Source organism: Idiomarina sp. (assembly GCF_048265525.1).
Taxonomy (GTDB): domain Bacteria; phylum Pseudomonadota; class Gammaproteobacteria; order Enterobacterales; family Alteromonadaceae; genus Idiomarina.
Window position 1 is genome coordinate 124814 of the sequence record NZ_JBLXBI010000005.1, and the last position, 22938, is coordinate 147751.

The window sequence follows — 22938 nt, forward strand, 5'->3', positions numbered from 1 at the left end:
TTTTTTTACTCAAAAAGCAATGCCTTTGAGCTTTTTTTCACCAAACGCATCTATTTCCATCAAAATAATCGAAAAAGTTGAACCATTTCTTTTTATATTGCCTACATTATTAGAGTTATTCTCAAATTTGGAGGAATTATGTCAGCACATTCTATGTCATCTCTGACTAAGAAAGACTGCTTTATTGAAGGTCACTGGGTTCCTACGGACAAACGTTTCTCAGTCACTAACCCTGCAACTGGCGAAGTAATAGCCGAGGTTGCTGACGCTGACGAAGATTTAACTCAACGTGCCATAAACGTTGCAGACACCGCTCTGAAAAGCTGGCGCAAGAAAACCGCCCGTGAACGCGCGATGCTGCTGCGTAAATGGTACGAAGCTATGATGGACAACAAGCAGGCACTGGGTGAATTAATGAGTGCCGAGCAAGGTAAGCCCGTCGCCGAAGCGGTTGGCGAGGTCGAATACGGCGCCAGCTTTGTTGACTGGTTTGCCGGTGAGGCTGAACGCATCGATGGCGATATATTACCTAACGCCGACAGCAGTAAGCGCGTAATGGTCACTAAAGAACCTGTTGGTGTCTGTGCGGCCATTACCCCATGGAACTTCCCCAACGCTATGATCACTCGTAAAATTGCGCCGGCATTAGCGGCCGGGTGTACTATAGTGGTTAAGCCGCCGCAATTAACTCCGCTTTCCAGCCTGGCCTTAGCCCAACTGGCTAGTGAAGTTGGCATTCCCGATGGAGTTATCAATATTATTCCAACCAGCGATGCCAAGAGTGTCGGTAAACGTTTAGCGACCTCATCACAGGTCCGCAAGCTGTCATTTACCGGCTCTACAGGTGTCGGAAAAATTTTAATGCAGCAATGTTCAGAGCACGTCACAAAATTGTCTCTTGAACTTGGTGGTAATGCGCCGTTCCTGGTCTTTGACGATGCCGATATAGAGCAAGCCGCTGAACAGCTAATAGCCTGCAAATTCCGCAATGGCGGGCAAACCTGTGTTTCAGCAAACAGAATACTGGTACAACAATCGGTTGCGGAGGAGTTCACCAAAGCCGTTGTCAGTAAAGTGAAAGCTCTGAAAGTAGGACCAGGTACAGAAGAAAATGTCGACTTAGGCCCGCTTATCGATCAGAACGCTGTTGATAAAGTACAACGTTTAGTACTCGCAGCTAAGTCTGACGGTGCAACCATAGAAACCGGCGGTTCAGTAATGACCGAGTTAGGCGATTTATTCTATGCGCCAACAGTCATTACAGGCGTAACCGAAGAAATGGATATTAGTGAAGAAGAAATCTTTGGTCCGGTAGTGGCTATTAATACCTTTGAAACAGAAGAAGAAGGCATTGAAAAAGCCAACAATACACCATTTGGCCTGGCTTCTTACTTCGCAGCCAAAGACACCGCACGTATTTTCCGCGTAAGTGATGCGCTTGAATACGGCATGGTTGGTGTAAATACTGGTGGCATATCGCACGCTTATAATCCATTCGGTGGCATCAAAGAATCCGGTGTTGGCCGTGAAGGTTCTAAGTACGGTATTGACGAATACCTTGAGTTAAAAACGGTGACTCTTGGCGGACTTGGATGAACCCGTTTGAAAACACACTGAAGCAATTAAAAAGCCATTTTGACAGCGGGCTCACTCGTCCGCTGTCCTGGCGTTTAAATCAACTTCAGCAACTTCAGCGTTTTCTTACGGAAAACGAAAAGTCTTTACTGCAAGCTCTAAAGTCTGACCTCAACAAACACCCTAGCGAAGCGCGTTTAACTGAATTACAGTTCCTCCAAAGTGATATTAAGCAGACAATTAAAGCTCTGCCAAAGTGGAGCAAGCCTCGCAAAGTGGGTAATCCTTTACTGGCGTGGCCGGCGAAAAGCCAGCTAGTACCTGAGCCGCTTGGTGTTGTGCTGATTTTAGGTGCATGGAACTACCCTTTACAATTACTTCTTGCGCCTTTAATTGCAGCCATTGCCGCCGGCAACTGTGCGGTGATAAAACCCTCTGAACATGCAACGGCAACAACAGACCTTCTGACGCGCCGGTTACCAGGTTATCTGGACAATGCCGCGATAAAAATTGTGACTGGAGCGGTAGCTGAATCGCAACAACTGACAGCACTGCCCTTCGATCACATTTTCTATACTGGCGGAGAAAACGCTGCCAAAGCCATTATGGCTTCTGCCGCTGAAAATTTAACCCCGGTTACGCTGGAGCTTGGCGGTAAAAGTCCGGCGGTAGTTTTTGCCGACGCCCCCATTCAAGTTGCCGCCCGCCGTGTTATATGGGGGAAATTTCTTAATGCAGGCCAAACCTGTATCGCGCCCGATTATGTACTGGTAGAAGACAGTGTGAAAGACCAGTTAATTGCTGCTATGCAGCAGGAGCTCATCGGTTTTTACGGTGAAGACATTCAGCACAGCAGTGATTACGGCAGGATCATTCATCAGGCACACTGGCAGCGCCTGACGCAAATGCTGGAAGGCGAGAATATAGTTGTCGGCGGCGACTCTGATAAGAGCGAACGTTATATAGCCCCCACAATAGTGGATGGTGTAAAAGACGGCAGTGCGCTCATGCAGGAAGAAATTTTTGGTCCGATATTGCCAGTTATAACCATTAAGTCGGCAGCGGATGCCATCGAGGAAATCCGTCGCCATCCAAAACCATTAGCGCTCTATGTGTTTAGCAACAATCAGCGCCTGCTTGATTTATTTACACAGCAAGTGTCTGCCGGCAATGTTTGTTACAACGACACACTCATGTTCATGCTGAACGACGAATTGCCTTTTGGTGGCGTTGGTCGCAGTGGAATGGGTCGCTACCACGGTAAATGGGGATTCGATACCTTCAGCCATTTAAAACCCGTGATGAAGCGCAGTTTTCGTTTCGATGTCGCCTTGCGCTACCCGCCTTACAGCAAATTAAAAGATAAAATCTTATCCTGGTTTAGTCATTAACCATTGAAATTATAGACTCGCGTCTGCATATCCCTGATAACAGAGATTAAAGTGGCTTATTAAAACAGGAGCGTCGCAGCTGATGTCCGAATCCAATATCGTTAACCTTGACTTGCAAAACTTTCAGCAAGTTTTGCTGGAAGGCTCAAAAGAAAAGCTCATTATTATCGATTTTTGGGCTGACTGGTGTGAACCCTGCAAACAGCTCATGCCGGTGCTTGAAAAGCTGGCTATGCAATACAGTGATCAGGTGATTCTGGCCAAGATAAATTGTGATGAGCAGCAAGAATTGGCCGCGCAGTTTGGTATTCGCAGTTTACCTACCGTAGCCTTTTTCAAAGACGGTCAGCCAGTTGACAGTTTCGGCGGAGTGAAAACCGAAGGTGAAATTCGGGAAATACTAGCGAAACACCTGCCCAGCCCGTCAGATGACTTAATTCAACAAGCTCAGGTAGCTATGGGCGAAGGTGACGCGAATACGGCTTATACCCTGGCTAAACAAGCCTTTGATTTGGACAACACCAATATGCAGGCTCTTAAACTCTTAGCCGAAGCCGCTGTCGATGCTGGTCGGCTGGATCAAGCCAAAGAGCTGGTCGCTAAGATTCCACTGGTCGAGCAAGACAGCGACTATCAGCGCATAAAAGGCAAACTTGAGCTGGCCGAAGATGCCGCTGACTCTCCGGAATTACGTGCGTTGCAGGAGCAAGTAGAAAATAACCCCGACGATCTAGCTTTAAAATTACAGTTAGCACTTAAATTTCATGAAGCAAATCGTGATGAAGAAGCCCTGCAGCAGGTTTTCATTGTGTTGAGTAAAGACGTTAATTTCGCTGATGCGAAAAAATACGCTCTCGATATTATCAATTCATTACCCGATGGTGATCCTCTGGCAGCGACCTATCGTAGAAAATTGTACAGCACAATGTATTGAAGACCTGCTTTGACGGTTGTTCACTAGCAGCAGTATTTGGCCGGCTCCCCCAGCCGGCTTCTTTTTATCCAGACGTTTTGTGATAATAAACTCATGCAAGAAAACTATAACCAACGTATTCAGTCAGGAGTGCTCCAGCCCGATAAGTATCAGTTAAAGGCGGTAAAAGCGCTGCAGCAACGACTGGACTCACTTGCACGAGGGCATAAACCGAAAAGCCTTTACTTATTCGGCCCGGTCGGCCGGGGGAAAACCTTGCTGATGGATATGTTCTATCAGCACCTTTTAGAAAATCAGGCTGTTCGACTGCATTTTCACCATTTTATGGCCAAAATCCACGAAGAACTGAATCTCCTTCAGGGCGAAGCTAACCCTATACAGATTATTGCTAAGAGGTGGTCACAGCACTATTCGATAATCTGTCTGGATGAGTTTTTCGTTGAAGATATTGGTGATGCAATGATTTTAGCCGGGCTATGGCATGCACTGTTCAACGAGGGGGTAAGTTTAATAACAACGTCGAACGCCCCACCTAATGAACTCTACAGAGATGGTTTAGCGCGTCATCGCTTTGAACCTACAATAGATTTGTTGAATAAAGAGTGTGACTGCCTGGACTTAGGCATGGGCGTTGATTATCGCCGACTACACGAAGCCGAGTTACCCTACTACCTTAAGCGAGGTACTTTAAAACAGCTCCGTTCACTCGCAGAGAATTCTTTCGGCCGCACAAAAGAAACACCCTCCGTTCGGATAATGAACCGTGAAATTCCCTGCTTATGGCACAACAATAAAGTGATTGGTTTTGATTTTATGTCTCTCTGCTCGGGCCCCAGAAGTCAGCGTGACTATATGGAGCTGGCCGATCGCTATGCCGCTATAGCGGTACATCAGGTTCCGGCTTTTTCTTATATACCAGATAAAGACCTGGTACATGGTGTAGAGGAAACCTACCAGCGCGAACATCAGGCTAATATTGTCAGCAAACTGGATAACGAAGCCCGCCGTTTTATTGCTTTAGTTGATGAGTGCTATGACCGAAAGTGTCACCTATTGATGACCGCTGAAACCGACATTGATAGATTGTATCAGGCCAGACAATTGGCTTTTCCTTTCCGGCGTTGTGTTTCGAGGCTTTTTGAAATGCAGCAATGGAACGATTCAATTCAGGGAAACACGCTGGTAAAAAGACGCCAATCTGTTCCAGAGAGTTGAATTCCCTGTATTTACCAGCGTGTTAAAACTGAGTTAAGAAAATGTTATCCTATTTCCAACAAATTCCAATATTACAATTGTCATGGATGTTAAAATAAGTTTTGTTTCCAAGCCAGATTTCCCGCATTCTGCCGCACAAACAGCAATTAGCCGCTTGCCGTTAAATTAACGCCTTGCTAGGATTGCTGGAATTTGCTGAACAGCCTCGCTTAAAAGCGTGACAACAAAAACGATAAAAGAAGGTTCAGAATGAGCGAACAACGCGATCAATTTAGCTCTAAGATTGGCTTCATATTAGCGGCAGCAGGTTCTGCTGTCGGCATTGGTAACTTAGTGGGTTTCCCTGTTGCTGCGACCAAAAATGGCGGTGGGGCATTTTTAATTATCTATGCGTTATTCGTCGCTTTTATCTGTATACCGGTCATGCTAGCTGAAATGGGGCTGGGCCGGCGCGCGCAAAAAAGTCCACTAGGCTCCTACAAAGCGTTATCGCCAAAAAATAAAGGCTGGCATCTTGCCGGTCTACTGGCTGTTATTACTCCATTTATGATTGCCGTTTTCTATATGGTCATAACGGTATGGATATTCGGTTATCTCTGGCACTCAGTAACCGGCAACCTTGATATGCTGGCCGACGCAGAATACTTTGGTCAGTTCGTGAACGACTACGGTTTTGTTGGCTTCCTTATTGCTGTGACAATCATCGTCAATGTTATCTTGCTTGGTGGTGTTCGTCAGGGGATAGAAAAAGCCGCGAAATTCCTGATGCCAGCGCTATTTATTATGCTCATTTTGCTGGTTATCTTTGTGCTGTCACTGGATAACGCCGTACTAGGTCTGGAATTCTATCTGGTTCCCGACTTTTCAAAAATTGATGGTTCGGTAATCAACGGTGCATTATCGCAGGCCTTTTTCTCGCTCTCGCTGGGTATGGGGATTTTAATAACCTACGGCTCTTATTTCAGCCGCAGGGATGACATTGTTACTTCGGGTAAATTGGTGGCGTTAACAGATACTGCCGTTGCCTTTACCGCTGGTTTAATGACTCTACCAGCTATTTTCGCCATTAACCCAGATACCAACCCCGACTCACTGAGTGACTCCTCAGTTAGTATGATTTTCTCTTTCTTCCCACAAATCTTTATCGCTCTGGAAGGCGTTGTCGGCTATGTTGGCGCAAGCGTTGCCGCTACTATCTTTTTCCTGCTGACCTTTATTGCTGCCATCACATCTTTGGTTTCTATTCTTGAAGTACCAACCGCGGCGGTTATTGAGCAGGCGAAGATAAGCCGTAAAAAAGCGCTGCTGGTTATGGGTATCGCCGTTACTGTACTGACTCTTATTGCCGCTACCTCTTTTGGTTTTGTTCCGGCATTTACTGAGTTTGCCTCCTATGGAGAACAAACTAAGTCAGTCTTCGATATTATTTACGATGTTTTTTACGATACCATTTTGCCACTGAATGGCCTTTTGATTTGCTTATTTGTCAGTTTCCACTGGCGCCGCAAAAACCTGGATGCAGAACTTGCTGAAGGTAACCCGGGTTATCCGGACACGTTACTGGCCAAATATGTGCGCTTATCTATCTGCACTTTCATTCCGTTGATATTAGCGGCGGTATTTATTAATACGGTGCTGACTAAGTTCTTCGCTTATTCCATTTTCTAAAATGTCAGAACGCAGCGGTTACCGACAACTTCAACTGCTGCAAAATGCGGGCCTCTGGTATGAATACTGCGAGGCTCGCTCTGACAGCTCTATCTACTTATCAAATCTGCAGACCTATGCCGATGCCACACTCTCGCGCTACCGGGATTATCTGGGGCATGAGTTTGAACAAGTCTGGATAGACTGCAGTGACGGTTTACACGCCGACGCCATAGCTGCACTTTGTGGCACCGTTACCGCCGGAGGCCTGTTGTCTGTTTTACTTCCGGGTGAGAACAACACCATGAGTCACCGCATGGAACGTTTTACCGCAAAGCACTTTGCCGAGTCAGATACCCAAACGCATTCATTGGCCAACAAGCCCGAAACACGCTCAGCAAATGAGAAACTCCGGCTAACCAATGAGCAGAGCTCTATTTTTAACGCTCTTACACAAAGCACAGGAAAACCACGCGGCACTCATATCATCACGGCAGAGCGCGGCCGCGGTAAAAGCACCTTGTTGGGTCAGGCGCTCGCCTCAGTAGAAGATCAAAGCTCAATTATTGTAACTGCTCCGCGAAAAGCCAATGCGAAAATTTTGCTACAGCAAGCGCCGGAGGCTCATTTCGTTGCCTGGGATAAGCTACTGGAACACCCCGCTAATTCGGAAGTAACATTAATTATTGATGAAGCCGCAGGTCTGCCATTGTGGGCAACAGAACTGCTATGCCAAAAATTTAATCCCTGGCTGCTTGCCACAACAGTTGCCGGTTACGAAGGTTGTGGTCGTGGCTTCGCAGTGCACTTTACCGACTGGGCTAAAAAAACCTTGCCACAGGTATCTGTTCACCAACTGACTCAACCATTACGCTGGCCCGTAAATGATCCATTAGAGCAGTGGCTGACCGACACTTTTCTACTGAACGAGCAACCAGTAATACAATTCGGGAGCCGGGAGTCCGGCACTTTTATTAAACACGCATCGGAACTTGAAGAAGCTTTGCTGCAACAATGCTTTCAACTTCTTCTCAACGCACATTACCAAAGTAGCCCTAATGACCTTAATCTGCTGCTAACTGAAGCCGGGCATAAGCTAGCTTACCAGTCCATAAACGGAGAAGTTATTGCGGTTGCCTGGCTTATGAGTGAGGGGCCCATTCAGTCACCTTTAAAAGAAGAAATCAGGCAAGGCCAAAGGCGCCCCAAAGGAAACTTACTGCCTCAGGCCATAGGCTATTTTCTGCAACAAGACTGGGCTATGGATATACGTTGGCTAAGAGTCGCACGTATTGCTGTACCAGCAGCGAAAAGACGACGTAAAGTCGCCTCCGAATTACTGGCTGAAATTTACCGGTGGGCGCTGGACAACAACTACCAAATGCTGGGGACCAGTTTTGCCTGGTCACCGGGACTGGATAATTTCTGGAGGAAAAATGGCTATGCCCTTTGGCGCCTCAGTAGCCGTATAGACAGCGTATCTGCTCGGCCTGCGGCTATTTATGCTCAACCGCTATCCAATGAGTTCACTGGTTTATGCCAAGTATGTCAATTGCTCAACCAGTGGGGACATAATCAGCTACAATGGTTGTCAGGCGACAAAGAGATGTTGCAGCTGACAGAAGAAAGCAATGAGATAAAAGCAGACCTTATTCAAGCCTATCGTGTTAAGACAATCCCTTTTGATGCGGCGCATTTTGCCTTAGCTCAGTGGTTTTACTGGCAACATAGTAATCATCCTCTAACAGAACTGCTGTGTAACTCATCAACAACACTCAAACATCTGGGCGAGTATTGGGGTGGAGTATCGCAGCGTCAGGCAAATGAAAATCTCTGTAAAGAAGTGCGCTCACTGCACTAATGTGACTTGTTGTTTTGACAGCAAATTCCTATGATCACCGCAGAACCTAAACAGGAAGCCCAACCATGACCCGTTATTCAGCTTTTATACTTTGTTCGACTGTGTTGATACTAAGTGCCTGTAGCTCTTTTGAAGAGGAAAAGGAACAACCTGACGGCCCTTACCCGGAAACTAAAACCGTCGACCAGCAAGACGATTATCACGGTACCCGGGTTGAAGATCCTTACCGCTGGCTGGAGCAGGATAACCAGGAAGTGGCCAATTGGGTGGATGCGCAAAACCAGTTATCGACCCCTTTATTACAAAAACTTCCTGCGTTCGTGGATATTAAAGATCGCATGACTGAACTGTGGAATTATGAAAAAGTCAGCACGCCCTTTCGCTATGCCGACCGGTACTTTTATTTCTCAAACGACGGCCTTCAGAATCAGTCCGTGCTTTACACCATGACCGATTTAAACAGTGCCCCGGATGTTCTCATTAACCCTAATAACTTCAGCGATGACGGAACCGTGTCGCTGGCACGTATTAACGTTTCTCCCAACGCTACCTATGTTGCTTATGCCACTTCTGACGGCGGCAGCGACTGGACGGAAATAAAAGTCCGTAATGTCGAGTCAGGAAAAGACACTAGCGATGTTATTGAAGGGGTAAAATTTACTGAAGTCGCCTGGCTGCCAAACGAACGTGGTTTTTATTACAGCCGCTACCCTGAAAATAAGGACGGCAGTTTTGATGATACAAAACCTGTCAGTGTCTATTTTCACAAACTGGGAACCAAACAAAGCGACGACGAACTGATTTTTGCTTTTGATAACCAGCCCGACCTAAACCCTTACGCAAAAGTATCGGACGACGGTAAGTACTTACTTGTTGATGTCTTTAAAGGCTACGATGCTAATGCGGTCTACCTGCGTCCGCTAGCTCAGGAAGACGCCCCATTCGAAGGGCTTTTCACCAAGTGGGACGGTCAATATCAGTACGTTACCAGCCAAAAAGGCCAACTGTATTTTAAAACCACGAATGAAGCCTCGACAGGCCGTGTCATTGCCGTTGACCCCAAACAACCTGAACCTGAGAACTGGAAAGAAATTATTGCTACTAAAACTCATACACTGAAAGACGTGCATGCGGTAGACGGTCAATTATTTGCGCATTATTTGCAGTCTGCGCGCTCACGGGTGGCCATCTTCGATTTAAAGGGAACCATGCTTCAGGAACTGGCATTACCCGGTATAGGTTCAATTAGCGGTTTTGAAGGCAGCCATAAAGCACCCGATGTTTTCTTTTCCTTCAAGGGTTTTACCGAACCTGGGAAAATCTATCGTTATCAGCCTGACCAACAACGCACCACCTTGTGGTATGAAACCGAAGTTCCGGCCGAGTTAGACCAATATACAACCGAGCAAATAGTGTATAACAGCGCCGATGGCACCGAAGTTCCGATGTTTTTGGTGCACCACAAAGACATTAAGCTGAACGGCGAAAACCCAACGCTTTTATATGGCTATGGCGGCTTCAATATTTCTATTACGCCAGATTACGACACAACCCGCCTTGTCTGGTTAGAAATGGGTGGCGTACTGGCCATTCCTAACCTTCGTGGCGGTGGTGAATTTGGTGAAATGTGGCATCAACAAGGCACTAAAGAAAACAAGCAAAACGTCTTTGACGATTTTATTGCCGCGGCTGAATGGTTAATAAACAACAACTACACCGACAAAAATAAGCTAGCTATTCAGGGACGCAGTAACGGCGGTTTATTGGTCGGTGCTACCATGACTCAACGTCCTGAACTGTTTGCAGCAGCTCTTCCTGCTGTTGGTGTTATGGATATGCTGAGATACCAACTGCCCAGCGCCAATGCCCGAGGCTGGAGTAGTGAATTCGGTTTAAGCGAAAATAAAGAGGAGTTCAAAACTCTTTATGCTTATTCGCCGTTGCATAATACCGAGAGCGGCACCTGTTATCCGGCAACCTTGATCACCACCGGCGACCACGATAATCGAGTGGTTCCATGGCACAGCTACAAGTTTGCAGCTGCACTGCAACGTGACCAAAGTTGCGACCAACCCATACTGTTAAATGTAGAGACTCGCGCTGGTCACGGTGCCGGCACGCCAACCTGGATGCGCATTGAAGAACACGCGGAAAGCTGGGCCTTTTTATATAAGCATTTAGGTATGAATTCAGAGGTTGTACAAAGCAACGCTTCTGAATGATGATTTCATAAAAATATGCTATCTTTCGCAGCAACTTTATTAGTTAAAAGATTTCTGTGAAGGATAGCATTCATGTCTAAAGTTCTAATTATTGGTGCCGGCGGTGTTGCTGGCGTAGTCGTACAAAAATGTGCGGGCCTGCCTGAAGTATTCTCTGAAATTCACCTGGCCAGCCGTACCCTGTCAAAATGCCAGGCGCTTCAGGAAAAAGCCGGTAAAGATCGCGTTGTCGGTGTCTATCAGGTCGATGCCGATGATTCAGCAGAAGTGGCTGAGCTCATTCGCGGTATTAATCCGTCACTGGTTATTAACGTTGCTCTTCCGTATCAGGACTTACCTATCATGGATGCTTGTCTGGAAACCGGCGTGCACTACCTTGATACCGCAAACTACGAACCAAAAGACGAAGCGAAATTTGAATATTCATGGCAGTGGGCTTACCAGGAACGCTTTAAAGAAAAAGGTTTAATGGCCTTGTTAGGAGCCGGTTTTGATCCGGGTGTTACCAACGTATTTACCGCCTATGCCGCCAAGCACTATTTTGATGAAGTGCATTATCTGGACATTGTTGACTGCAACGGTGGTGACCACGGTCAGGCATTTGCGACTAACTTTAATCCGGAAATTAATATTCGCGAAATTACCCAAAAAGGCAAGTACTGGGAAAACGGCGAGTGGCACGAAACGGATCCTATCAGTGTGCGTAAAGATCTGGACTACCCCAATGTTGGCGTACGCCCTTCTTACCTGCTGTTTCACGAAGAGCTGGAATCGCTGGTTAAGCACTTTCCGACCATTAAACGTGCGCGTTTCTGGATGACTTTCGGTGAGCAGTACCTGACTCATCTGCGTGTACTTGAAAACGTCGGCATGACCTCTATCCAGCCGGTAGAGTTTGAAGGCAAAAAAATTGTACCGCTGGAGTTTCTGAAAGCCGTACTACCTAACCCCGGTTCTCTGGCGGAAGGCTACACCGGCAAAACCTGTATTGGTACTTATGTGACTGGTATGAAAGACGGTCAGGAAAAAACCATCTTCATCTACAACAACTGTGACCACGCTGAAACTAACAAGGAAGTGGGCGCTCAGGCCGTTTCTTACACCACCGGCGTACCGGCAATGATCGGCGCATCGATGATGTTGCAGGGTCACTGGATGGAACCGGGTGTCTGGAATATGGAGCAGTTTGACCCTGATGAGTTCATGGAACGCCTGAATAAGTATGGCCTGCCATGGCAAGTTCAGGAATGCGATAAGCCATTTGAGAAGTAACAGAGAAGACAACGCATGAGTCAATATACATCGCCGGACATTCCGTCTCCTTGCTATGTGCTGGACGAAAAGCTGCTACGCAAAAACCTTGAGCTGATGCAAAAGGTACAGGAGCAAAGTGGTGCCGACATTATTCTGGCACTGAAAGGCTATGCCATGTGGTCAGCTTTTCCGCTTATTCGACAGTATCTTAAAGGCTGCACAGCCAGCTCTGTCTGGGAGGCAAAGCTGGCAGCGGAGGAATTTTCGCGCGAAGTTCATGCTTATGCGCCAGCTTATAAACAAGAAGACATCGACGAACTGCTGCCGTTAGTGAATCACTTGTCTTTCAACAGTATCTCTCAATGGCACAAGTACCGTGAACAGACAGCTGATGCCGGAGTTTCCGTTGGCCTGCGTATTAACCCGGAGCATCAGGAAGCTGAAACTGAGCTTTATGATCCCAGCGCACCGGGCTCTCGTCTGGGTATTCGCGCCAGCGAGCTTAAGCAACAGGACTTAACTGGCGTTGAAGGTTTGCACGTGCATAACCTGTGCGAGTGCGACTCTTTTGCGCTGGAACGCACGCTGGAAGCCGTGGAAAACCGTTTTGGCGAACAGCTAAAGCAAATGAAATGGTTGAATCTGGGTGGCGGGCATCTCATGACACGTCAGGGCTACGATGTTGATCACCTGATAAAGCAGTTAAAGCGCCTGCGCGAGACCTACGACCTGCAAGTGATACTGGAACCCGGCTCTGCCGTTGCCTGGCAAACGGGCCCGCTGGTCTGTGAAGTGGTGGATATTGTTGAGAACCAGGGGCAAATCGCTTTACTCGACATTTCAGCTACCGCACATATGCCGGACGTACTGGAAATGCCTTATCGCCCGGTCATTACCGGAGCCGGTTTGCCAGCGGAAAAAGCCTTCAGCTATCGCTTAGGTGGCAACAGTTGTTTAGCCGGTGATGTTATCGGTGAGTACAGTTTTGATCAGCCGCTGGCTGTCGGTGACCGCTTAGTTTTTGAAGACATGATGCACTACACCATGGTGAAAACGTCTTTCTTTAACGGTGTTCAACACCCAGCCATTGGTATTTTGCGGGAAAATGGTCAGTTTGATTGTGTACGACAATTTAGTTACGAAGATTTCCGCAATCGCTTGTCTTAAACACAGATAAGCTTTCGCAGTTCAAATCAAAGGCCACTTAGTCCTATATACTCTAATCAAGTGGCCTTTTTGCTTTCTCAACCACCGAAGGTGGCATTCTCTCAGCCAGCTTTGCAAGCTTCTGTTCAATATCCGCATAAGTCCGCTTATCAGCTGTAATTGAATTATGCAGCCAATGATAAGCTTTTTCATAATCATAAGGGCTGCCTTCATCGGCCAGCAGAATATCGGCAAAGCGTCGTTGCGCAGGCAAATTTCCTAACGATGCGGCTTCACGAAGGTACAAAATGGCACGCTCGATGTCTTTCTGAACCAAAACACCTTCGTGGTAATAGCGCCCTAACTGCTCCAGAGCCTCCAGTAAGCCATGCTGAGCTGCTTTCTCCATATACAGCAGGCCAAGTTCAGGGTCACGGTCATAACACACGCCCCAGGCCATCATGTCGCCATAAAGAAACTGATAAGTCGGTCGGCGCTCAAGCTCGGCCTGAGCTTCAATATCCTGTGCCAACTGGCAGCGATCGGTATCGCGTACTCGTTTCAGATGCGCATTAGTTGCAAACATCTCAACCAGTTCCGCGTCTGAATATAACTGTACCGCTTCAACGTCCTGCGCCTGAGCCTTGTGTATAGCGGTCAATCCGGCTACAGCAATCAGCATTGGAATGACTATCTTCATAAAGTTGCCTGTGGTCTCTCTGAATATGCCTAAAAGCTTAACTGTTTAGGTTATCGGCACAGAGTCGCAAACCCTTAAACAACAAATCGTCATAACGACAAAATTCAACCGATAACGTTCGCATCAAATGTTCACTGTCACCACCGGTAACCACCACATCAAAAGGCTGATCGGAAAAATAACGTCCGGACAACTGAATCGCTTGTGCAATAGCACCGGTTAAAGCCGCTTCAGCCCCTTGGGTAATACCGTCAAAAGTATCCAGCCCGGCAGCTAAACCATCACGCTCAATATCGTTTACCGTAATGCCCTTTAAATTAGCCGTACCCTGACCCAGGGCATTTAGCATTAACTGTCGTCCGGGAACAATCCAGCCGCCAAGATGACGGCCATCAGCCATTAACCAGTCAATGGTTAGTGCAGTACCCGCATCAACAATCAGTGCGTTCTGTTTCACTTGCTCATGACAACCGAGTAACGCCATCCAGCGGTCCGAGCCGAGGCGCTCTGGTTCTTTAGTGTAACCATTAGTAACCCCTGCTTGCTGTGCTCTGGTTTTTTGCCAGAAAACTTTTATACCCAGTTCTGCCAGCGAGCTATTTAACGTATCCATCACCTGAACAGCGGCCACACTGCAACCAATGGCCTGTTGTTCGCGTTTTAGCTGACAGCCGCTAATAACCTCAAGAAGCAAATCTTTTAGCGGCTGACTTAAATCGTTTAGCCAGCTTTGATGAGAAATAGCTCCCAGAATCTCTATTTTATCGGTGTCAGCATCCCACCATGCAAACTTGCTGCGGGTATTGCCCGCATCAATTAGTAGCATCTTGCGCCCTCAATGAAACTTCACCACCAAAATAACGACGTACGCCCTGCTCATCTTCTACCAGTAACGCACCATTTTCGTCGATTCCACGACAGGTTCCTAAACAAACTCTTTGCCCCATAATGAGCTTCACCGGCTTATCCAAAAAGCAGTCGTATCGGCGCCAGCTTTGCTGAAAAGCAGCCAGCCCGTGTTGTTCGTATTGCTGTAAAGCCGACAGCACAGAGGCACGTACCTGCGCCGCAATATGATTACGCGACATTGGCCGCGGCAATTCGGAGTTCAGATCCGTCCAGGCCTGATCAATGCTCGCACCAACATGCTCTGGCATGGTTAAATTAATGCCAATACCAATAATGCTGTGCGCAGCGCCTTCAGGCGAGGTTTCAAGGTCGACCAGTATTCCGGTCACTTTCTTCCCGCCAATGTAAACATCGTTAGGCCATTTTACGCTAACGCCTTCAATACCCAGGTCGGTAAAACATTCCGCTAAGGCGACCCCGGCCGCAAGGCTTAACCCCATGGCGCCATGAATACCGTCATCTAAAGGCCAGTACACACTAAAGTAAAGGTTATTGCCAAAGGGCGAAATCCATTTTTTCCCACGACGCCCGCGTCCGGCGGTCTGAGCTTCGGCGAAAATAGAAAACCCCGCTTCTAAAGGCCCTTCTTTGGCCAACTCTTTAACCCGGTCGTTACTGGAATCAACCACCGACTTCACTTCAAACCCCGGCGACTGCCGCCACTTTTCCGGGCTTTCCTTTTCAATAACCCCGGCCTGCAAAAGCTCTATCGGCCGGGCAAGCTTATAGCCACGACCAGTTACCGAAAACAGCTCAAGCCCAAGCTCTTCAAGTTTGTGAATGTGTTGGTTTACCGCAGCCCGGGATATAGCCAGAGACTCACCAATAGCCTGCCCGGAATGAAACTCACCATTAGCCAGTAAAGTAATTAACTGATCAAGACGTTCTGCCTGCTTCATTTCTCTACCGCCAACTGCACAAGACCATGTTGGCCGACCAGACGAACTTCAGGTTCCAGCATAATGCCACTGGCATCCGCCACTTGTTTCATAATTTTCAGTGCCAGTTGCGTAATATCACTGCCCGTGGCCTGTGCTTTATTAATCAGTACCAATGCCTGTTGCGGGTTAACAGCAGCATCACCGACAAACGCTGACTTCAGACCTAAATGCTCAATAAGCCAACCCGCCGCCACTTTCACTTGGTTATCGGCTACCGGGAAATAGACCATGCCCGGCCATTTCTGCAACAGCTCATCAAGCTGCGCTTGGGTAATAACAGGGTTTTTAAAAAAGCTGCCGGCATTGGGTATAACTTTTGGGTCCGGCAATTTTTTCTGACGCACTTCCACAACCGTATCGAAAATTTTCTGAGCACTCACATGCCCCTGAAGCTGGTTTAACGGAGCATAGTGAGTAACCGGCTGCCAGTCTTTGGGCAACCGAAACACCACCGAAGTTATCAACCAACGGCCAGGGTGTTGCTTGAATACACTGTCGCGATATGCGAATTGGCAGGCTTCTCTGTTCATAGAAACCCAGCACTTTTCTTTAATGTCCCAGGCGGTTACCTGCTCAATAAAGGTTGCCACCTCGACCCCATAAGCCCCAATATTTTGCACCGGAGCGGCACCGACTGAGCCCGGAATTAGCGCTAAGTTCTCCAGCCCGTCGATACTTCTTGCGCGTAAGTCAGCAACAAAGTTATGCCAATTCTCTCCTGCTGCGGAAGTAATTAAATACGAGCTTTCCTGTTCTTCAATGCAGACACCCAGTAGCCGATTGCAAATGACGGTTCCATAGAAGTTATCAACAAATAAGGTGTTACTGCCCTCACCAAGCAAATAATAAGGTTCCTCAAATGCTAAATCCTCGACGTCATCGCTACTTTTCAGTTCAATTAACGAACGGCATTTTGCCGGGAGTTTAAATGTGTGTCGCTCGGCAAGCTCTATCAACTTCTGGCTCCTCCCGCCTTTCGGGTGCTAATGTATTTTAAAAATGCTTTTAATGCGGCAGGTTTAGCCGGTTTAGGTAAAAACTGCAGGCCGCTTTTGCGGGCTGCCTGCTTCACGGCATCATCGCGCATAGCTGTCACCAAAGCGGCCGGTATCTGTTGCTGCCAAATATCACGTAATTCCTGCGCCAACTGCAAGCCGTCACCGTCACCTAACTGATAATCTAATAACAGTCCGTGCGGCGCTTTACTCTGGCTGTGAGCCTTGGCATAGGCTAAAGCTTTGCTATAACGATTAAAGGTCAGCGCTTCACATCCCCACTTATTCAACAACGCACTCAACGCGCTTAAATTTTCATTGTCGTCATCGACCACAATAAGCTGTAAAGGATCAGATAAAGCATCTTCCAGTTGTTTCTTCGGTCGGCTGACAACCTGAGCGGCATTGCCTAACGGCACTCGTACCGAAAAACACGAGCCTTTACCTTCAACCGACTCAACCTGTACGTCACAGTTTAACTGCTCACCCATACGTTGCGCGACACTTAGTCCAAGGCCTACACCATCTACGGTTTGGTTCTGTACTCGATAAAATGCATCAAATACCTTATTTTGCTGCTGAGCCGCAATGCCCGGCCCGGTATCCCACACGGCTATCTGAAGCTCATCTCCGCGCTTGCGCACGCCCAACAGCACACTCCCCCTTTGGGTGTATTTTATGGCATTAGATAAAAAGTTCTGCACAATTCGGCGCAAATAAGTTGGGTCGGTGTACACTGGCCTGTCTTTATAAAACGCACGAAAATCCAGCTTCCGCTGCTCGGCCAGCACCGCATATTCTTCAACCAGAGGCTCCAGTAATGAGCTAAGTTGTACATGTCGGAACTGCGGTTTTAAAGCCCCCTGATCCATTTTTGCTATCGACAATAAGGTAGAGAGTAAATGCTCAGTTGACCCAAGCGCGGTATCCAGTTTGCCAACCAAAGACAAGTTCCGCTCCGAAAGTTCTTTCTCCTGAACTGCAGAAAGGTACAAACGCGCCGCATTAAGAGGCTGCAAAATATCATGACTGGCCAGCGCCAGAAAACGGGTTTTAGAAGCATTAGCTGCTTCCGCTTCAGCCTTGGCTTTTTTCAGCTCTTCCTCAACTTGTCGGCGCCTGTCTATTTCCGCCGTCAGCTCCTGGTTTATCTCGCGTATTTCCTGAGTCCGAACGTCAACTCGCTGCTCCAGGTCAATATTGGCATCTTCCAGCGCCTGTTGGGTTTCAACGTGCGACGTAATGTCGGTAAAGCTGGTAACGAAGCCTCCGGTCGGCAAAGGGTTCCCTACCATTTCTATAACCCGGCCATCGGCGCGACGACGAATAAAACGGTGTGGCGACCCCAGCTGCATATAACGCAAACGCTTATTAACCAACTCGTCAACGTCACCAGGACCACATTCTCCGCGCTCTGCGTTATAGCGAATAAGGGTCGCTATGGGCTGTCCGGGCTTCACCATGCCCTCAGGGTACTGGAATAGATCCATATAGCGTTTATTCCAGGCCACCAGTCTCAGCTCTGCATCGACAACACTAATGCCCTGAGCCAGATTCTCCAGTGAGCTAAACAGAATGGATTGCTGGGTTTGCAGAGCTTGCGTTGTATCGTCAAAGAAGTGAACAACTTCTTCTAAATTTAGCTGCTTATCGCGCAGTGCAGCATCGACAAGAGAGCGCGCCGTGGCAGAGCCAAGTACACCAGCTATCGCTCTTTCCACAAAACTGATAAAGGTTTTTTCAGCCACACCTTCCAGCGGAAGCTCAGTGTTTTCCGGACGCTGATAATACTGCATTAACTGCTGAGCCCGTTCCGCCCCTAAAAAGGTCCTTAACAGCAACAACATATCGGCATTGGTAGCACTGTCGTTTTTGTTGAAATGCAAGTCGGGTAAAGCGGCTCGGGGTTTAACAAAAGCCGTTGCCTGAATACGATCAACCAGACGTGGTTTTGCCAACAATGAAAATACAATGAACCCGAAGCAATTTAAGGCTAAAGAAACCACAGTACCGCGGGTTATTATTTCCACATCGGTCAGTTGCAAGTCGGTGTAAAGTGGTATTAGTACCGCTAAAACCCAACCGACGGAACCTGCAGCCAACCCGGCGTAAACACCCCGTGCATGTCCTTTACGCCAGTAAAGTGCGGCAAGCAATGCCGGCAACAACTGCAACACCAGCGAGAAAGCCAACAAACCAATACTGACTAAGTTAGTCCGGGCTGCCCAGAAGTAATAACATAAGAACGACAGCACCATAGTAACGGCAATAGCCACACGGCGAATTAATAGTAAGGCCCGGTCGTATTCACGACGCCGATGTTTTAGCGGCAAACGCGACTCGCGCTGCAGCAAAATAGGCATGATAACGTCGTTGGTTATCATAGTACTCAAAGTAACAGACGCGATAATCACCATGGCTGTTGCTGCGGATATACCACCAATAAAAATAACCAGTGATAACCAAAGCTGGTCTTTGAGTAACGGCAGTTGCAGCGCAAACGTTGAACCGTCGGTGGTTGCTGACAAATAGAAAGTTCCTGCAATAGCAATGGGGACAATTGCGGCAGCGGTCAGCGCCAGATACAGAGGAAAGCCCCAACGCGCCGTGCGTAAATGCCGGACATCAACATTGTCCACTACCGCCACATGAAACTGTCTGGGTAAACACAAAATTGCCCCGGCCGCCATTAGGGTTTGTACAATGAACTCAAACTCGCCAAAGGCTGCAAATGACCACTGAGGCTTCGTTACGTCATTGAATGAACTGAATAAGTCCGATTGCGCGTCTCCCTGAATCAGGAACCAGGCAAAAACACCAGCTGCCAGCAATGCGACCAGTTTTATCATCGACTCAACAGCAATAGCCAGTATCATGCCACTGCGATATTCAGTGACTTCGACGTGACGGGTACCAAACAACATAGCAAAAATTGCCATTAGCGCAGCAGCACCCAGTTCTTTTATCGAAAACTGTGCCATCACTCCAGAGCTTTCAGTCAGAACCGCAAAGCTAATGCCCACAGCTTTTAACTGAAGCGCAATGTAAGGAATAATAGCAACGGCAGCAATGGCGGTAACAGCCACGGCAAGCCGGCGGCGTTTACCAAAGCGGGAAGAAATAAAGTCGGCTATTGAAGTAATATTTTGTTGTTTACTAACCGAAACCAGCTTTTCCAGAATTCGGATACCAAACAGGAACAGCAAAATTGGCCCGAGCAAAATAGGAAAGAACGCCCAACCGTCAACTGCTGCATTACCCACAGCGCCGTAATACGTCCAGGACGTGCAGTAGATGGCCAGCGACATAGAGTAGACAACTGGCTTGTGACTGATTTTATTCGCCCACGAGCCTAAACGGTCGCCCCAGGTGGCAACTGCGAAGAGGAAAATCACATAAGCCAGCGAGGCAAATATCAGTAACCAGGTCATAATTGCAGACGTTCAGCCACCAAAACTGCCTGGGTACGACTGTACACTCCCAGTTTGCGAAAAATTGCCGTAATGTGTGCTTTGACTGTTGCTTCAGTAATGCCCAGTTGATAGGCAATTTGTTTGTTCAGCAAACCTTCATGAAGAAAGTGCAAAACCCGATATTGCTGTGGGGTAAGCTCCGAAACCTTTTGCGCAAGTTGCTGATCTTCGTCCGAAATCACATCGAGACGTTCTCTGTTTTCTTTCGGAACCCAAGTGTCACCCTGCAGGATGGTGTCTATCGCTTCGGCTATTTCGGCCGAGGGTAATGACTTTGGAATAAAGCCCAACGCCCCAAAGCCAATGCACTTAGCCACAATGGAGGAATCCTCACTACCGGAGATGATGGCAACGGGAAGCAGTGGGTAGTCTTCTCTGACACGAATAAGACCATACAAATCACCACTGCCGGGCATATGTAAATCCAGCAACAATAAATCGACATCGTCGTCTTTATTCAGCGCAGCCAGAGTCGAGTCTAAGTCTTCAGCTTCGCGTAAGGTAAGCTCAGAAAAGTGATTCGCGAGAGCGCCTTGCAACGCCTCGCGAAACAATGGGTGGTCATCTGCGATTAAAAATTTCGCCATGAGATTCCAGATTAAGTGACATTATTTATTCATTCGATTCTCTATCAAAGAATCTACCACACTTGGATCGGCAAGCGTAGAGGTGTCACCGAGGTTTTCGTACTCATTAGCGGCAATTTTACGCAGAATACGACGCATAATTTTACCGGAACGGGTTTTCGGTAATCCTGTAGTCCAGTGAATTAAATCTGGAGTTGCTATTGGGCTAAGCTCGGAGCGAACCCAGTTGCGAACTTCTTTAGTCAGCTCATCAGTAACTTCAACACCTTCAACCGGAGTAACATAAACGTAAATACCCTGACCTTTTAAGTCATGCGGATACCCTACCACAGCCGCTTCAGCTACAGATTTATGTGCAACCAGAGCGCTTTCAATTTCGGCGGTACCCAAACGGTGTCCTGATACGTTCAGTACGTCATCCATACGGCCCGTTATCCAGTAATAACCGTCGGCATCGCGGCGTGCGCCGTCGCCACTAAAATACATACCTTTAAAGGTAGAGAAGTAGGTTTGCTCAAAGCGCTCATGGTCACCCCATAATGTGCGCATTTGACCCGGCCAGGAGTCTTTAATAACCAAGCCACCTTCGGCTTCACCTTCCTGGATATTACCTTCGCTATCAACCAGCGCGGGCTGAATACCAAAGAAAGGACGAGTCGCAGACCCTGGTTTCAAATCAGTTGCGCCCGGCAGAGGAGTAATCAAAATACCGCCGTTCTCGGTCTGCCACCAGGTATCCATAATAGGGCATTTGCCGTTACCAATAGCGCGGTGATACCACTCCCATGCTTCAGGGTTAATTGGTTCACCAACACTCCCCAGAATACGTAAGCTTTCACGAGTCGAGGTTTTGGCCGCTTCGTCGCCTTTAGCCATTAACGCACGGATAGCCGTTGGTGCCGTATAAAGAATATTCACTTTGTGTTTATCGACAATTTCGCCAATACGACCCACGCCAGGGTAAGTCGGAACACCTTCAAACATCAGAGTGGTTGCGCCATTAGCCAATGGCCCGTAGACAATGTAAGAATGGCCTGTAATCCAGCCGACATCGGCCGCACACCAGTAGACCTCGTCTTCCTGATAGTCGAAAACATACTCGTGGGTCATTGAGGCGTACACCATATAACCACCAGTGGTATGCACAACCCCTTTAGGTTTGCCAGTTGAACCTGAAGTATAGAGAATGAAAAGCGGGTCTTCGGCGTTCATCACTTCTGCCTGACACTCGTCGCTGACGTTGCCAACCAGCTCGTGCCACCAAACATCACGGCCCTCAGTCCAGCCAACATCACCCTCTGTTACACGGCATACAATGCTGTGCTCGAGCGTTGGACAGGCATCGTCGGCTAAGGCTTTATCAACATTGGCTTTCAAACCAATGGTACCACCACCACGACGGCCTTCATCGGCGGTAATAATGGCTTTTGCCTGACAGTCGTTAATACGGTCAGCGATGGCATTAGGTGAAAAGCCACCAAAAATCACCGAGTGAACCGCACCAATGCGAGCGCAAGCCAACATGGCGTAAGCCGCTTCCGGTACCATGGGCATATAAATCGCGACGCGGTCACCTTTACCAATACCTAATTTTTTCAGGCCATTAGCAAAACGGGATACCTCTTTATGTAGCTCGCGATAAGTGATGTGTTTGTCTACACTAGGGTCGTCGCCTTCCCAGATAATCGCAGTTTTATCTGCTTTATTCGCAAGATGGCGGTCGACACAGTTATAACAAGCGTTTAAAGTGCCGTCTTCGTACCACTTGACGCTGACTTTTCCTGATTCGAAACTGGTATTTTTTACTTTGTTGTAGGGTGTGAACCAAGTAATACGCTGCCCGTGTTCACTCCAAAACCCTTCAGGATCGTCTATAGACTGTTGGTAAAGTTTTTTGTAACCGTCATTATCGATTTTGGCTTTTGCTTTAATGTGTTCAGGAACTGAATAGAGTTGCGACATTACCTCTTCCTCCTTAATTCGCAAGATGGTATCTGTTGTACGTTTTAAAGGGCTTAAACACTATTAGACCATAGTCTAGATTGATAAAAATTGACCAGTTAACGAGAATTAACAGCGTTTATACTT

At 47.7% G+C, this 22938-nt stretch carries 16 protein-coding genes; 9 read left to right on the top strand and 7 right to left on the bottom strand.

Translation table 11 applies throughout. The annotated features are described in order from the left end of the window. Positions 1-153 precede the first annotated feature (153 nt). The 9 genes from ACN0TF_RS11195 (at position 154) to nspC (ending at position 13266) form a co-directional block, all read left to right on the top strand. The gene (locus ACN0TF_RS11195) at positions 154-1596 is read left to right on the top strand and encodes an NAD-dependent succinate-semialdehyde dehydrogenase (protein ID WP_417442102.1); all 1443 of its coding nucleotides are present in this window, start codon (positions 154-156) and stop codon (positions 1594-1596) included. After that, positions 1593-2966 carry an aldehyde dehydrogenase family protein gene (locus ACN0TF_RS11200; RefSeq protein ID WP_417441991.1) on the top strand — a complete coding sequence of 458 codons (1374 nt, stop codon included), beginning with the start codon at positions 1593-1595 and terminating at the stop codon, positions 2964-2966. The genes ACN0TF_RS11195 and ACN0TF_RS11200 overlap by 4 nt, the downstream gene beginning before the upstream one ends. Before the next feature lie 82 nt (positions 2967-3048). Continuing rightward, the gene (trxA, locus tag ACN0TF_RS11205; protein WP_417441992.1) at positions 3049-3900 is read left to right on the top strand and encodes a thioredoxin; all 852 of its coding nucleotides are present in this window, start codon (positions 3049-3051) and stop codon (positions 3898-3900) included. A 93-nt stretch (positions 3901-3993) separates the two neighbouring features. Further along, entirely contained in the window at positions 3994-5115 is a 1122-nt protein-coding gene (zapE, locus tag ACN0TF_RS11210; protein WP_417441993.1) for a cell division protein ZapE, read from the top strand. A 249-nt stretch (positions 5116-5364) separates the two neighbouring features. Further along, entirely contained in the window at positions 5365-6783 is a 1419-nt protein-coding gene (locus ACN0TF_RS11215) for a sodium-dependent transporter (protein ID WP_417441994.1), read from the top strand. A gap of 1 nt (position 6784) precedes the next feature. After that, positions 6785-8623 (top strand): GNAT family N-acetyltransferase, encoded by a 1839-nt coding sequence (locus ACN0TF_RS11220; RefSeq protein ID WP_417441995.1) that lies wholly within the window; start codon positions 6785-6787, stop codon positions 8621-8623. A gap of 65 nt (positions 8624-8688) precedes the next feature. After that, positions 8689-10845 (top strand): prolyl oligopeptidase family serine peptidase, encoded by a 2157-nt coding sequence (locus ACN0TF_RS11225; RefSeq protein ID WP_417441996.1) that lies wholly within the window; start codon positions 8689-8691, stop codon positions 10843-10845. Positions 10846-10917: 72 nt separating this feature from the next. Then, entirely contained in the window at positions 10918-12117 is a 1200-nt protein-coding gene (locus ACN0TF_RS11230) for a saccharopine dehydrogenase family protein (protein ID WP_034822448.1), read from the top strand. 15 nt (positions 12118-12132) lie between these two features. Next, entirely contained in the window at positions 12133-13266 is a 1134-nt protein-coding gene (gene nspC, locus ACN0TF_RS11235; protein WP_417441997.1) for a carboxynorspermidine decarboxylase, read from the top strand. A 52-nt stretch (positions 13267-13318) separates the two neighbouring features. On the opposite strand, the gene ACN0TF_RS11240 is transcribed toward nspC, so the two are convergent. The 7 genes from ACN0TF_RS11240 to acs are packed head-to-tail and all read right to left on the bottom strand — an operon-like array spanning position 13319 to position 22812. Continuing rightward, the gene (locus tag ACN0TF_RS11240) at positions 13319-13945 is read right to left on the bottom strand and encodes a tetratricopeptide repeat protein (RefSeq protein ID WP_417441998.1); all 627 of its coding nucleotides are present in this window, start codon (positions 13943-13945) and stop codon (positions 13319-13321) included. Between the two features lie 37 nt (positions 13946-13982). Beyond that, on the bottom strand, positions 13983-14771 hold the full coding sequence (locus ACN0TF_RS11245) for a type III pantothenate kinase (RefSeq protein ID WP_417441999.1): 789 nt from the start codon (positions 14769-14771) through the stop codon (positions 13983-13985). Then, complete coding sequence (birA, locus tag ACN0TF_RS11250) at positions 14758-15753, bottom strand: bifunctional biotin--[acetyl-CoA-carboxylase] ligase/biotin operon repressor BirA (RefSeq protein ID WP_417442000.1); 996 nt, start codon at positions 15751-15753, stop codon at positions 14758-14760. The genes ACN0TF_RS11245 and birA overlap by 14 nt, the downstream gene beginning before the upstream one ends. Continuing rightward, the gene (murB, locus tag ACN0TF_RS11255; RefSeq protein ID WP_417442001.1) at positions 15750-16751 is read right to left on the bottom strand and encodes a UDP-N-acetylmuramate dehydrogenase; all 1002 of its coding nucleotides are present in this window, start codon (positions 16749-16751) and stop codon (positions 15750-15752) included. The genes birA and murB overlap by 4 nt, the downstream gene beginning before the upstream one ends. Continuing rightward, positions 16748-20221, bottom strand: a complete 3474-nt coding sequence (locus ACN0TF_RS11260) for a PAS-domain containing protein (RefSeq protein WP_417442002.1) — start codon at positions 20219-20221, stop codon at positions 16748-16750. The genes murB and ACN0TF_RS11260 overlap by 4 nt, the downstream gene beginning before the upstream one ends. Further along, the gene (locus ACN0TF_RS11265) at positions 20218-20850 is read right to left on the bottom strand and encodes a response regulator transcription factor (RefSeq protein ID WP_417442003.1); all 633 of its coding nucleotides are present in this window, start codon (positions 20848-20850) and stop codon (positions 20218-20220) included. The genes ACN0TF_RS11260 and ACN0TF_RS11265 overlap by 4 nt, the downstream gene beginning before the upstream one ends. 21 nt (positions 20851-20871) lie before the next feature. After that, positions 20872-22812 (bottom strand): acetate--CoA ligase, encoded by a 1941-nt coding sequence (gene acs / locus ACN0TF_RS11270; RefSeq protein WP_417442004.1) that lies wholly within the window; start codon positions 22810-22812, stop codon positions 20872-20874. Between the last annotated feature and the right edge of the window lie 126 nt (positions 22813-22938).

What these genes read in the sequence shown, in the direction of transcription:
- ACN0TF_RS11220 (WP_417441995.1), top strand. Translation starts at nt 6,785, where the DNA reads ATGTCAGAACGCAGCGGTTACCGACAACTTCAACTGCTGCAAAATGCG.
- ACN0TF_RS11215 (WP_417441994.1), top strand. Translation starts at nt 5,365, where the DNA reads ATGAGCGAACAACGCGATCAATTTAGCTCTAAGATTGGCTTCATATTA.
- ACN0TF_RS11195 (WP_417442102.1), top strand. Translation starts at nt 154, where the DNA reads ATGTCATCTCTGACTAAGAAAGACTGCTTTATTGAAGGTCACTGGGTT.
- acs (WP_417442004.1), bottom strand. Translation starts at nt 22,812, where the DNA reads ATGTCGCAACTCTATTCAGTTCCTGAACACATTAAAGCAAAAGCCAAA.
- nspC (WP_417441997.1), top strand. Translation starts at nt 12,133, where the DNA reads ATGAGTCAATATACATCGCCGGACATTCCGTCTCCTTGCTATGTGCTG.
- ACN0TF_RS11230 (WP_034822448.1), top strand. Translation starts at nt 10,918, where the DNA reads ATGTCTAAAGTTCTAATTATTGGTGCCGGCGGTGTTGCTGGCGTAGTC.
- ACN0TF_RS11265 (WP_417442003.1), bottom strand. Translation starts at nt 20,850, where the DNA reads ATGGCGAAATTTTTAATCGCAGATGACCACCCATTGTTTCGCGAGGCG.
- trxA (WP_417441992.1), top strand. Translation starts at nt 3,049, where the DNA reads ATGTCCGAATCCAATATCGTTAACCTTGACTTGCAAAACTTTCAGCAA.
- zapE (WP_417441993.1), top strand. Translation starts at nt 3,994, where the DNA reads ATGCAAGAAAACTATAACCAACGTATTCAGTCAGGAGTGCTCCAGCCC.
- ACN0TF_RS11240 (WP_417441998.1), bottom strand. Translation starts at nt 13,945, where the DNA reads ATGAAGATAGTCATTCCAATGCTGATTGCTGTAGCCGGATTGACCGCT.
- ACN0TF_RS11245 (WP_417441999.1), bottom strand. Translation starts at nt 14,771, where the DNA reads ATGCTACTAATTGATGCGGGCAATACCCGCAGCAAGTTTGCATGGTGG.
- ACN0TF_RS11200 (WP_417441991.1), top strand. Translation starts at nt 1,593, where the DNA reads ATGAACCCGTTTGAAAACACACTGAAGCAATTAAAAAGCCATTTTGAC.
- ACN0TF_RS11225 (WP_417441996.1), top strand. Translation starts at nt 8,689, where the DNA reads ATGACCCGTTATTCAGCTTTTATACTTTGTTCGACTGTGTTGATACTA.
- ACN0TF_RS11260 (WP_417442002.1), bottom strand. Translation starts at nt 20,221, where the DNA reads ATGACCTGGTTACTGATATTTGCCTCGCTGGCTTATGTGATTTTCCTC.
- birA (WP_417442000.1), bottom strand. Translation starts at nt 15,753, where the DNA reads ATGAAGCAGGCAGAACGTCTTGATCAGTTAATTACTTTACTGGCTAAT.